We start from the raw sequence: 10,553 nt of genomic DNA, 5'->3' as shown, positions 1-10,553 counted from the left end.
TTCGAATCTCGTATCCTCCGCAGCTAGAAGGCCCGCGCCGGGAAACCGGTGCGGGCCTTCTGCGTTCGTTGTCTCATCTGCGGTCTCATGCGCCCTGCGGCTCTTCGGGTCCTGTCTGCTTACATGCCGACGAGCCGCACGCGATCGCCACAGAGCTTGACCATGTCGTCGATGTCGGATGTCAGCATGACGACGGGGCGTTGCTGGCGCAGCGCCATCTCCGCCACTACGGCGTCGATGGCGTACTTGTGGCCGTGCAGCCCTGCGCCGATCAGCATGTCCGAGGCGGCCTTGGCGTCCTCGTCGTTGATGGGCACGATTCGGAGCCCGGAGAGGAGCCATTTGAGTCGTGCCCGGTCCGTCCGGGCATGGATCGCTTCGATGATGGTCAGGGCACTGATCGCCACGTCCATGCCGCGTCGTCGCGCCTCGGCGACCAGTGCGACGGCAGCCTCGTGATCGTCGAGCAGCTTCGAGAGGCCTTCGGAGTCGAGGACCAACGTGCCCTCGTGGCTCAGCTTGCGGCGGGCCATCCGCCCGCCTCGGCGAAGACCTCGTCGAACACCCTCCGCGCCCGGTCCTGCTCGTCCGTGGAGATCGGTCCCTTGCGGCGCTCGTAGTCGGCGAGGTACTCGTCGAGGATCTGCCCGCGCAGTTCGCGCTCTACGGCTGTGGTGATGAAGGCTGAGAACTCGCGCTTGCCAACCCGCTGGCGGATCGCCTCCGCCGTGCCTTCCGGCAGGGACAGGCTGACCCTTATGGCTGGCCCCTCGCCGATGCTGTAGGGCGACTCACTCATGGCCCTAGATTATCAAAGAAGTAGGAATTGTGTCCGTGTGAATCTCACAGCGGACGCCCGATGGCTGTGACGCCGGCTCGAGGTCCTCGACCGGACGCCGCGCGTTTCGACGTCCCCAAGGGGTTCGTGCGCGTTCACGCGTCGCGTACGAACCTGGGAGGGTTGCAGTTTGGGTTGACGAGTTCGAATCTCGTATCCTCCGCACCCGCCCAACTGGGCAGACGAAGGCCCCGACCGTTCTGCGGTCGGGGCCTTCGTCGCGTTCTCAACCCTCGTTGCCCCCGGTCTTTGTCCACAGCGGGTGTCTCTGAGGAGCCCCAGATGGTGACGGGTCAGCCGGCCAGCCGGTGGATGGCGGCGGCGGTGAGGCCCTTGAGGGAGCGTGGGTCGCCGCTGGGCGCTCCGGCCAGTTCGACGATGGCGACGCGGTGGCCGCTGCGGATGACCGCGACGCCGCCGGACAGCACGCCGTCGCCGGTGTAGGCCGGGTACCAGCGGCCCTCGCCGCCGGTGACGGTGAGCGCCTGCGGGGCGCCGTAGTGCCAGTGGCCGGTCGGCTCGTTCCGGCAGCTGCTCACCAGCGCGTTGAGCTGCTTCTCGGACGAGGTCGCCGAGGCGACGGTGGAGCCGTCCGCGGCGGACTCGTTCAGCAGGCTGCCGCGGGTGTCGAAGGTCCAGCGGACGTCGGCGTAGCCGGCCGCCCTGCCCTTGGTCAGCACCCGCATGGTCTCCTCGCCTGAGCATGCCGAGAGGGCCTGCCTCCCCGCCAGGCCGAACGTCGCGGCGACCGGGGCCAGGCCTTGCTGGAAGAAGTCGCCGCTCTGGATCAGGTTCTGCGAGCCGAGGCCGGGTGCGGCGAGCGCCGCAGCCGGGGCCGCCGCCGAGGCGGCCGAGTGGTGCGCGGCGTGCGCACCCCCGTCGGCGGTCGCCGGCTGGACGGAGACGCCCAGCGCGACCAGAGCGGCGGCGACGCAGGACACCGCTGCCGTGACACGGCCACGACGGGAGAACTTCTGGCGGGTCGTCTGGTTTTCGGACATCTCATCCCCCTGGTGATCGGGACGCGCTCTGCGCCCTCGTACAACCGTGGAGATGTCGGCCCGGAGGGCGAAGTTGGACCGGCAGGCCGCTGTTTCAGAGCTGTGACACGGCGGTGCGGACCAGCGCCGTCATCGCCTCCGTACCCAGGCAGGCGTCGACCTCCAGGATCGCGTAGTGCGAGCCGCTGCGCAGGAAGGAGATGCCGCCGCACGGCTCCCGGCCGGCCGGCGCGGTGCCGGTGGTGTTCAGATCCCCCTGGTAGATGCCCATCCAGCTCGCGCTGACGTCCGGCGTGAGATCGAGGGTGTGCGTCGGTCCGTAGACCCAGTGGCCGGGCGGCTCGTCCTGGCAGGGCACCTCCTCCAGCACCAGGCGTTCGGCGAAGTTCTGGGCCAGCGCCGGAGTCCCGGCGTCGGCGGCGACCTCCCGGGCGACCTGCGCGGAGTGGCCGACGGCCACGGTGGTGTCGTCGGCCGAGGCAGCCGGGGACGTCATCAGGCCGCGGAAGTGCGCACCCGGTCCGCCCAGGGTCTGACCGAGGGTCTTCTCCCCGGCACAGGCCGCGTTGGCGTAGACGCCGTCGCCGAACCGGTCCCGCACGTAGAGGTGGCCGGTGACGCCGACACCCGCGAAGGCCGTCGCCGCCAACAGGTTCCGCTCCGTCACCGGCCCGGTGGCGGGCTTCGACCCGGTGACGCTGCGGCTGGGAGCCGCTGTCGGGGCCGTCGGTGCCGTGGGGGCGGGAGACGGAGCGGGCAGGACGAAGCGGCCGGTCAGTACGCCGAGCACGGCGGCTGCGACCAGGACGGCGACGACGGCCCGAGCTCGCACCCCGGCCTTCAGGCGCTGTCGGTGAGGCGGTCGCGCATGAACCGGCGAGCCTGGTGGATACGGTCCTTGACGGTGCCCAGCGGAGTGTCGAGGGTCTCGGCGATCTGGAGGTAGGTCAGGTCGCCGAGATCGCGCAGCACGAAGGACTCCGCCAGCGCCGGATGCTGCCGCTCGAGCGCGGTCAGCGCTTCCATCAGGTCGATCCGGGTGCCCGCGATGACGCTGGTCGTCCGGGGGTCCACGTCCTCGGGCAGGACCGCGTGGCTGTCCTCCGCACGGCGGCGCATCGAACGGTAGGTGGACCTGGCGGCGTTGGACGCGATCACCGTGACCCAACCGAGGAACGAGCCGCGCCCGCCGTACTCGTGCAGGTGCCTGCTGACGGACAGCAGCGCGTCCTGGGCCGCCTCCTCCGCGTCGGCGTGATGGGGCAGGAACTTGGCGCAGCGCCGCATGACCAACGGCCGCAGCTTGGTCAGCAGGTGTTCCAGTGACGCCCGGTCACCTGCCTGGGCGGCTGCCACCAGCTGCGTCAGCTCGCTCTCGTCGAGCACCTGTCGACCCCGTTCCCGTCCGTTCGGGAGTTCCGCGTCCCCCGCGACTCCGGCAGAATGCTGCCACATGCAGAAGCTGGGCCGTTACCTCCTGGTGGACCGGCTGGGAGCCGGGTCCTTCGCGACCGTATGGCGGGCGTACGACCCCGAGCTGGACACGGATGTCGCGGTCAAAGTGCTGGCCGACAACTGGGCGTCGAACGCCGACGTCAGGGAGCGGTTCCTGGCGGAGGCGCGGCTGCTGCGCCGGATCTCCAGCCCCCGGGTGGTGCGGGTGCACGACGTCGGGGTCCACGAGGACCGGCCCTACTTCGTGATGGACTATGTCCGCGGCGGCACGCTGGCCGAGCGGATCGGGCAGTGCCCGCCCGAGGAGGCGCTGCGGCTGGCCGCCGAGGCCGGGTACGCGGTGCAGGTGCTGCACAGTGCGGGTGTCGTCCACCGGGACGTCAAGCCGTCGAACCTGCTGCTCGACGCCGAGCAGACGCCCGCGGGCGTGCTGGTGGCGGATCTCGGCAGCGCGAAGCAGCTGGCCGACGCGTCGGGGCTGACCGTCACCACGGGCACCCCCGCCTACATGGCGCCCGAACAGGCCTTCCAGACAGGAGGGTTCGACGGCCGTGCGGACGTCTACGCCCTGGGCGTGCTGACCTTCGAGCTGCTGACCGGGCAGAAGCCCTTCGGTTCCGGCGGGCGCACCACCTGGGTCACCGGCGGCGTGCCGGCGCCCGCGCCTTCGCTGCCTCCCGGCGGACCGGTGCTGCCGGACGGCGTCGCGGAACTGCTCGGCGCGGCGATGGCGGTGGACCCGGAGCAGCGCCCGCCCACCGCCCGGGCCTTCGCGGACGCGCTGCTCAGCCCGGGGGCCGGGGCGGGGACGCGGTCCCGGCGGCCGGGGCCGAGCCGGCTCGCGGTCAGCTCCGCGGCGGCCCTGGTCTTTCTGGCGACCATGGTGCTGACCTGGCTGCAGCGCTGAGAACGGCCGCCAGGCTGATGGGTCCCTTCGGGACTGCCGGGAAGGCCGCACCCAGAGCCGCGAACTGATCGACCCCGGGGACGCCCCTGAGCAGTCCGCATGGGGATCCAGGTCACCGACGGCGGCTGGAGCGACTACCTGTACTGGCAGGCGAACGACCGCCGCCTGCTCAAGCGCATCAACCAGTTGATCGACGACATTCGTCGCAACGGCCACGAGGGCATCGGCAAACCCGAACCCCTGCGTCACGAACTCGCCGGGGCGTAGTGCCGCAGGTCAGGCGATCCGCCCGGCTGCCGGGCGGATCAGCCGGCGGCGGACCGTCCACGTCGCTGCTCCGAGGGCGAAGCCGTAGACGGCGACCAGCCCGTGGCCGTTGTCCTGGGCGAGCCACATCACCAGGCCGAGCGCCGGGACGCCGGCCGCCAGGGTGAGCTCCTTGGGGAGACGGGTGCGGGTGAGGAAGGCGAGGGCGAGGGTGGCGCCGAGGAAGTAGGTGGCGCCGGAGCTGCCGGCGAAGTTGCGGGGGTCGGTGCTGGGGCCGTCGCCGAGGCCGAGCAGGGTGTCGATCCGGCCGGGCAGTACGACGCCGGCGAGGAAGAAGGCGAGGGTCAGCGGGCCACCCCAGTACCACTGGGCGAGCGCGGCGACGGCGGCGAGGGTGAGGAGGTTCCACAGGTCGCCGAAGAGGCCGCCGTTCTGCATGAACACCGAGGTGAACTCGCGCCACCAGCCGGACCTGGCCGGGTCCGCGTCCAGCGCGTTCATGGCGCCGGACCACACCAGTTGGAGCAGCACGCCGCCGACGGCGACGGTGGTCAGGGCGATCGCCGCCCACGGGAGCGGTCGCGAGCGCAGGGTGTCGCGACCGACGACGCCGAGCCCGCAGTTGACCATCATGACCATCAGTGCGGCCGTGGTCACGTTGAAGAGAATCGCCCCCATGGTTCTGCCTCCCCCAGGCTCCGGCATTTTCCAACGCCGTTCAAAAATCTGACGAGGCCAAGCTAGCACAGTTTTCGAACAGTGTTGGAAAACGAGGTACGGTGGGCCCATGAAGCTCACCAAGGAGCGCATCGTCGACGCGGGCATGACCGTCTTCGCCGAGGTCGGCTACCAGAACCTGTCCATGCGTCAGGTCGCCGACCGCCTCGGCGCCCACGCCGGCAGCCTCTACTACCACGTGCGCGGTAAGGACGAGTTGCTCGCCCTGATGGCCGACCGGGTCTGCCGCCAGGCCTACGACGCCGGCACCGAAACCCTCGCCGCCCTCCCGCCCACCGCGACCTGGCCGGACCGTATCGAGGCGCAGGCCACCGCCCTCCGGCTGAGCATCAAGCAGCACCCCGGCGGCGCCCAACTCCTCGCCGAGAGCCCCGGCAGGCTCAGTACCGGCGCCCTCGCCCTCATGGAGCGCCTGTTGCGCACCCTCCTGGACGCCGGGGTACCCGCCGAGCACTGCGGCATCGCCGCCGACGCCCTGCTCAGCCACGTCACCGGCTTCGTCCTCCAGGAGCAGAACCAGCCGTCCTCCCCGCCGCCCGTCACCGCCGAGCAGTACGCCGAACTCTGCGAGCGATTCCCGCTGGTCATGGGCGACTTGATCCCCCGTATCAGCCAGGACGAGAAGTTCGCGCGGAGCCTCCGCCTGCTCTACGCCGGCTTCGCGGCGCTCTCCTGGTCGCCCCGCCTCGCCGACCGGTGACTCGCATCGAGATCGTTTCAAACGACGTTCGAATGTTCGGAGGCGCCGCCGCGTCACCCGTCACGGGGCGCAGGGAGATCACACCGCAACGATCTCCACGCCCCGTTCCGGTCCCTTGAAGTCGTCCGCGTCGCGCGTGAAGAGCGGGAGACCCTGGGCGGCCGCGGTGGCGGCGATCATCAGGTCGATGCGACGGGGACGAGGGTTGCGGTTCGCCTTGACGGTGAGGGTGATCAGCGTTCCGAATCGGCGGGCGGCTTCCCTGTCGAAGGGAATGGCCGCGAACTCCGCCTCCACGTCGGCCAGGCGTTGCGCCCTCGCCATCATCTCCACGGGGTCGTTGGTCATGGCCACGCCCTTCCCCGGGAAGCTCTCCAGGAATCGCGAGGCAGGGAGCCCGCCGTGACGACCGGCCACGGATGGCCGGTGCTCTGACCTGTCGGACGGCCGCTCTGCCCGGCGATGCTCGGATCCGGGCGGCGACCGTTGCGGTCGCCTTCCGTTCGAAGACTCCGTCGGAAGAAAGCAAGGGCCCTCGTTGGACGCGGAAACGACCCCGATGCGGGTGATCGCCGGACGCTATCGGCTGGTCGACTTCCTGGGAGCCGGCGGGATGGGACGCGTCTGGAGAGCCCACGACCAGCAGTTGGGCGTCGACGTCGCGGTCAAGGAGGTGCTCCGCCCGGCGGGGATCCCCGACGACCTGTGGAGTGAACTCCTGGTCCGTGCACGGCGCGAGGCGCGGCACGGCGCCCGGCTGCGCGACCATCCCAACATCGTCGCCGTCTTCGACGTCGTCGTCGAGGACGCGGTCCCCTGGACCGTGATGCGGTTGGTGAAGGGCACCTCGCTGGAGACGCGGTTGAAGGAGGGGGCGCTGTCGGTCGACGAGGCGCAGCGGGTCGCCGTCGCGATCCTCGGGGCGTTGGGCGCGGCGCACGGTGCGGGGATCATCCACCGCGACGTGAAACCCGCGAACATCATGCTCGCCGACGAGGGGGGTGTGCTGCTCACCGACTTCGGTATCGCGGTCAACGACGCCGACACCAAGATCACCCAGGATGGCGGCATCATCGGCTCGATGGCGTACATCGCCCCCGAGCGCGCCGACGGGCAGCAGGGCGACGAGGGGAGCGACCTGTTCTCCCTGGGTGCCACGCTCTACGAGGCCACCGAGGGGGTCTCCCCGTTCCAGCGCGACACCCTCACCGGGACGCTGCGCGCCGTCGCCTTCCACGAGCCCCCGCCGCCGACCAAGGCCGGCCACCTGGCGCCGCTGATCACGGCGCTCCTGAGCAAGGAGCCCGGCGGCCGCCCAACGGTGGCCGAGGCGTTCATCATGGCGACGGCCGGCGCCGCCACCGTGACCGTCCCCGGGAAGCAAAAGGCGAGCCCGACGCCGTCCGAGGGGGTCACGGAGGAGGAGTCCGCCTATGACGTCGTCCTCAAGGAGGCCGGCGATCGGAAGATCCAGGTCATCAAGGCCGTCAGTGAACTCACCGGCGACGGTCTGAAGGTGGCCAAGCACCTTGTCGACGGCGCACCCCGGACGGTGTTGACGAAGGTCGACCGGAAGCGGGCCGCCGAGGCCAAGGCCGCGCTGGTGGAAGCCGGCGCGACGGTGGCTCTGAAGAAGCACGGACCGCGCCGAACGTCCGTGACCGCGGTGAAGAAGTCCGGTCCGAAGGCGGCGAACCGGCCGACTCCTGTCGCGGCACCGGCGGCCGAACCCGACAAGTCGGCCAAACCCGCGACGAACAGCGGCGACACCAGTGGCTTCTGGTTCACCCTCATCGGCCTCCTCGTCCTCCTCCTCTGGTACGGCGGAACCCACCATTGGCTGCCCAACGTGTGGCACACGATCACCGACAGCGGCAGCCCCACCCCCTCGCCCAGCGCCCGGTGCGACACGCTTCTCGACTACTGCCACTCCGCGCACTTCAACGACTCGGGAACCCAGTTCGCCGGTCAGTGCAGCAAGGACAGCGGATGCCCGGTGTCCGGCACGTTCACCAACGCGGGCCGCCAGACGGGCGGGGCGTCCGTCACGTTCAACCTCTCCAACGACGGCGGCGCGGCCGCGGGCCAGTGCACCACGCCCATCCCCGTCGCCGCCCCGGACGCGGTGGTGACCGCGAGCTGCACCATCTACCCCTCGATCACCCTCACCAGCACGGTTCACCTGCAAGCGACCGTCAACAACCCCACGCCCGACCCCTTCGGCTGAGAGTCCGGCTCAGCTTTCGACGTCTTCGCCGTTCAGGCGCTGGGCCAGGACGCGACCTCGATTGGCCTGGACGGAGCCGGCCTGGCTGGCGGCGTAGCGGAGGAGGCCGAGCGGGGTGTGCAGGCGGAGGGTGTCGACGACGAGGGAGCCGGCGTCGCCGTGGGAGGTGATGGCGAAGCGGTAGTCCATGCGGACGCCGCCGGGGCTGATCACCTCGCCGCTGACCGCGGCCGCGTCCGGGAGCTGAGCGTTCTCGGTGCGGAGGCTGACCCGGATGACGTTGTCGTGCTGGATCAGTCCAAGGAAGCGGAAGCGCTCGACGGCCACGTAGTGCGTGACGCCGTCCTCGCGCCGGATGTCCCGGACGTCCACGAGGAGCGGGGAGAGTCCGATGTAGCTCTCCGGCTCCGCCAGGTGCGCGAGTACGGCGGCGGGGGCCGCCAGGATCTCGTAGCTGCGGGTCAGTTCGGTGCTCGGCACGTCCAACACCCCTGTCGGATCCGGGTCCGGCCGTCGACTCGGACCGGGAGCGATCCGTGGATGATCGCATCATCCCGTCGTGGCCGCCAGGCTGTCCGCGGTACGCCCCGGCGGGGGCTCTGCTCCGCCACGATGCCGGCTGGCGGATGATGGGGGCAGGGTGGTCCGCGGACGTGAGGGGCGGCGCAGTGACAGGGAGCGAATCCATGGAGTCGGAGTTGGAATCCGAGCTCCGCTCGGACCACGGCACGCGGGAGACCGTCGCGACGGCCACCCGTCCTGAGCCTGGGGCAGGAGCGGCAGCCGAGGGAGGGAGCGGGAGGCCTCGGCGGTCCATGGTGCGGCGGTTGAGCGTGGTGCTCGGCATCCTGCTCCTGCTCTTCGTCCCGCCGTGGTGGACGCTGTTCGCCTCCGGCGTGGACTGGCCGTTGCCGGTCGTCCTGGCGGGCACGGTCGTTTTCGCCGCCTCGCTGGTCTCCTTCCCGTTCCTGATGTTCGCGGGCCACGGGAAGCGTCGTGCGGACCGGGCCGCGCGGGTCGCGGACACCACGCTCGGGGTGATCTGGGTGCTGTTCACCTGGTCGGTGCTGGGCGGCCTCGCGCGGCTCGTGCTGATCGGGTTCGGCGTGGGCGGCGGGGGCGAAGCCGGCGGCGTCGACCGGGCCAGGATCGTGGCGGTCGCGGTCGCGGCGGTCTCGGTCGGCTTGCTGGCCTGGGGGCACTACGAGGCCATGCGCGTGCCGCGCGTGCGGCGGCTGGACGTCCACGTCCCGCGGCTCGGCGGGGGCCTGGACGGGACCCGGGTCGTGGTGCTGGCCGACACCCACTACGGGCCGATCGACCGCGCCGCCTGGTCGGCGCGGGTCACCGAGGCGGTCAACGCGCTCGACGCGGACGTCGTGGTCCACGCCGGCGACATCGCCGACGGGACGCCGGTGCAGCGGCGGGAGCAGTCCGCGCCGCTGGGGACCGTCCGGTCGCGGCTGGCCAAGGTCTACGTCACGGGCAACCACGAGTACGGCAGCGAGGCCCAGGGCTGGCTGGACCGTATGGCGGAGCTGGGCTGGGAGCCGCTGCACAACCGCCACGTCGTGGTGGAGCGCGGCGGCGACGCGCTCGTCCTCGCGGGCGTGGACGACGTCACCGCGGAGTCCTCCGGACTGGACGGACATCGCGCCAACCTGACCGGCGCCCTCGCGGGAACGGACCCGGACCTGCCGGTCCTCCTCGTCGCCCACCAGCCCAAGTACGTCCCCCAGGCGGCCGCGGCCGGCATCGACCTGCAGATCTCCGGCCACACCCACGGTGGCCAGATCTGGCCGTTCAACTTCCTCGTCCGCATCGACCAGCCGGTCGTCCAGGGCCTCAGCCGCCACGGCGAGCGCACCCAGCTCTACACCAGCCGCGGCACCGGCTTCTGGGGCCCGCCCTTCCGCGTCTTCGCCCCGAGCGAGATCACCCTCCTCACCCTCCGCTCGGGCGCAGGCCCCGCGGCCCAGCCCTAGACGCCGGCACTGCCCTCAGAGGGAGAAGAGGCGGGATGCGTTGTCGTGGCAGACGGCGCGGAGCCAGGGGGTGCCCAGGTCGAGGCGTTCCAGGGCGTGGAGCTGGTGGAGGTAGCGGTAGGGGAGGTTGGGGAAGTCCGAGCCGAGGAGGATGCGGTCGGCGAGGGCGGAGAGGCGGGGGAGGGCGTCCTGGGGGAAGGGCATGAAGGACTCGGTGAAGTCGGTGAAGGCCATCGTCGTGTCGAGGCGCAGCCGGGGGTGACGTTCCGCGAGGTCGAGGAAGTCCTCGTACTCGGGCATGCCCATGTGGGCGACGATCAGGCGCAGTTCGGGGTGCCGGGTGAGCAGCCGGGAGATCGGTTCGGGGCCGGTGTGCTTGCCCGGGGCGGGGCCGGAGCCGCAGTGGATCACGACGGGCACGCCGGCCTCGGCGAG

General features: G+C 71.2%; 14 protein-coding genes. 5 read left to right on the top strand and 9 right to left on the bottom strand.

What is annotated here, in order from left to right; all coding sequences use genetic code 11:
• Window positions 1–119: 119 nt before the first annotated feature.
• The 5 genes from DN069_RS36800 to DN069_RS36780 all read right to left on the bottom strand — a co-directional run bounded on the left by DN069_RS36800 (window position 120) and on the right by DN069_RS36780 (window position 3,225).
• Complete coding sequence (locus tag DN069_RS36800) at window positions 120–533, bottom strand: PIN domain-containing protein (protein ID WP_111507604.1); 414 nt, start codon at window positions 531–533, stop codon at window positions 120–122.
• The gene (locus DN069_RS36795) at window positions 515–799 is read right to left on the bottom strand and encodes a hypothetical protein (protein WP_111507603.1); all 285 of its coding nucleotides are present in this window, start codon (window positions 797–799) and stop codon (window positions 515–517) included. The genes DN069_RS36800 and DN069_RS36795 overlap by 19 nt, the downstream gene beginning before the upstream one ends.
• A 332-nt stretch (window positions 800–1,131) precedes the next feature.
• The gene (locus DN069_RS36790; RefSeq protein WP_111507602.1) at window positions 1,132–1,839 is read right to left on the bottom strand and encodes a hypothetical protein; all 708 of its coding nucleotides are present in this window, start codon (window positions 1,837–1,839) and stop codon (window positions 1,132–1,134) included.
• A 94-nt stretch (window positions 1,840–1,933) separates the two neighbouring features.
• Window positions 1,934–2,671 (bottom strand): hypothetical protein, encoded by a 738-nt coding sequence (locus DN069_RS36785; RefSeq protein WP_111507601.1) that lies wholly within the window; start codon window positions 2,669–2,671, stop codon window positions 1,934–1,936.
• Between the two features lie 8 nt (window positions 2,672–2,679).
• Window positions 2,680–3,225: an RNA polymerase sigma factor gene (locus DN069_RS36780; protein ID WP_243640278.1), complete on the bottom strand. Its 546-nt coding sequence runs from the start codon at window positions 3,223–3,225 to the stop codon at window positions 2,680–2,682.
• Between the two features lie 67 nt (window positions 3,226–3,292).
• Here DN069_RS36780 and DN069_RS36775 point away from each other — a divergent pair, with 67 nt between their 5' ends.
• A complete protein-coding gene (locus tag DN069_RS36775; RefSeq protein ID WP_111507599.1) occupies window positions 3,293–4,201 on the top strand; it encodes a serine/threonine-protein kinase in 909 nt (302 codons plus the stop codon).
• 99 nt (window positions 4,202–4,300) lie between these two features.
• Window positions 4,301–4,468: a Txe/YoeB family addiction module toxin gene (locus DN069_RS36770; protein ID WP_111507598.1), complete on the top strand. Its 168-nt coding sequence runs from the start codon at window positions 4,301–4,303 to the stop codon at window positions 4,466–4,468.
• A gap of 9 nt (window positions 4,469–4,477) precedes the next feature.
• On the opposite strand, the gene DN069_RS36765 is transcribed toward DN069_RS36770, so the two are convergent.
• Window positions 4,478–5,146, bottom strand: coding sequence for a hypothetical protein (locus tag DN069_RS36765; RefSeq protein WP_111507597.1), 669 nt, complete (start codon window positions 5,144–5,146; stop codon window positions 4,478–4,480).
• Between the two features lie 109 nt (window positions 5,147–5,255).
• On the opposite strand from DN069_RS36765, the gene DN069_RS36760 reads away from it, so the two are divergent.
• Window positions 5,256–5,906, top strand: coding sequence for a TetR/AcrR family transcriptional regulator (locus tag DN069_RS36760; RefSeq protein WP_111507596.1), 651 nt, complete (start codon window positions 5,256–5,258; stop codon window positions 5,904–5,906).
• A 78-nt stretch (window positions 5,907–5,984) separates the two neighbouring features.
• On the opposite strand, the gene DN069_RS36755 is transcribed toward DN069_RS36760, so the two are convergent.
• A complete protein-coding gene (locus tag DN069_RS36755) occupies window positions 5,985–6,254 on the bottom strand; it encodes a PIN domain-containing protein (protein ID WP_207892397.1) in 270 nt (89 codons plus the stop codon).
• A 190-nt stretch (window positions 6,255–6,444) separates the two neighbouring features.
• Between DN069_RS36755 and DN069_RS36750 the strand changes: the two genes are divergently transcribed.
• Window positions 6,445–8,133: a ribosomal protein L7/L12 gene (locus tag DN069_RS36750; protein ID WP_133260166.1), complete on the top strand. Its 1,689-nt coding sequence runs from the start codon at window positions 6,445–6,447 to the stop codon at window positions 8,131–8,133.
• Window positions 8,134–8,142: 9 nt separating this feature from the next.
• Here the strand turns inward: DN069_RS36750 and DN069_RS36745 are convergent, their stop codons facing one another.
• Complete coding sequence (locus tag DN069_RS36745) at window positions 8,143–8,613, bottom strand: SRPBCC family protein (protein WP_111507605.1); 471 nt, start codon at window positions 8,611–8,613, stop codon at window positions 8,143–8,145.
• A gap of 335 nt (window positions 8,614–8,948) precedes the next feature.
• Here DN069_RS36745 and DN069_RS36740 point away from each other — a divergent pair, with 335 nt between their 5' ends.
• Window positions 8,949–10,118: a metallophosphoesterase gene (locus tag DN069_RS36740; protein WP_243640276.1), complete on the top strand. Its 1,170-nt coding sequence runs from the start codon at window positions 8,949–8,951 to the stop codon at window positions 10,116–10,118.
• A 15-nt stretch (window positions 10,119–10,133) separates the two neighbouring features.
• On the opposite strand, the gene DN069_RS36735 is transcribed toward DN069_RS36740, so the two are convergent.
• Window positions 10,134–10,553: amidohydrolase family protein (locus DN069_RS36735; RefSeq protein WP_133260165.1), on the bottom strand; the 420-nt coding region annotated here is incomplete at its 5' end.

It is taken from the genome of Streptacidiphilus pinicola (assembly GCF_003258295.1).
GTDB classification, from domain to species: Bacteria; Actinomycetota; Actinomycetes; order Streptomycetales; family Streptomycetaceae; genus Streptacidiphilus; species Streptacidiphilus pinicola.
Note: the sequence above shows the minus strand (reverse complement) of the source record. Positions and strands in the feature narration are given on the sequence as shown.

Bases quoted from the DNA above. Each gene is read 5' to 3' on its own strand.
- DN069_RS36800 (WP_111507604.1), bottom strand. From the start codon at position 533: ATGGCCCGCCGCAAGCTGAGCCACGAGGGCACGTTGGTCCTCGACTCC.
- DN069_RS36795 (WP_111507603.1), bottom strand. From the start codon at position 799: ATGAGTGAGTCGCCCTACAGCATCGGCGAGGGGCCAGCCATAAGGGTC.
- DN069_RS36790 (WP_111507602.1), bottom strand. From the start codon at position 1,839: ATGTCCGAAAACCAGACGACCCGCCAGAAGTTCTCCCGTCGTGGCCGT.
- DN069_RS36775 (WP_111507599.1), top strand. From the start codon at position 3,293: ATGCAGAAGCTGGGCCGTTACCTCCTGGTGGACCGGCTGGGAGCCGGG.
- DN069_RS36770 (WP_111507598.1), top strand. From the start codon at position 4,301: ATGGGGATCCAGGTCACCGACGGCGGCTGGAGCGACTACCTGTACTGG.
- DN069_RS36765 (WP_111507597.1), bottom strand. From the start codon at position 5,146: ATGGGGGCGATTCTCTTCAACGTGACCACGGCCGCACTGATGGTCATG.
- DN069_RS36760 (WP_111507596.1), top strand. From the start codon at position 5,256: ATGAAGCTCACCAAGGAGCGCATCGTCGACGCGGGCATGACCGTCTTC.
- DN069_RS36755 (WP_207892397.1), bottom strand. From the start codon at position 6,254: ATGACCAACGACCCCGTGGAGATGATGGCGAGGGCGCAACGCCTGGCC.
- DN069_RS36740 (WP_243640276.1), top strand. From the start codon at position 8,949: ATGGTGCGGCGGTTGAGCGTGGTGCTCGGCATCCTGCTCCTGCTCTTC.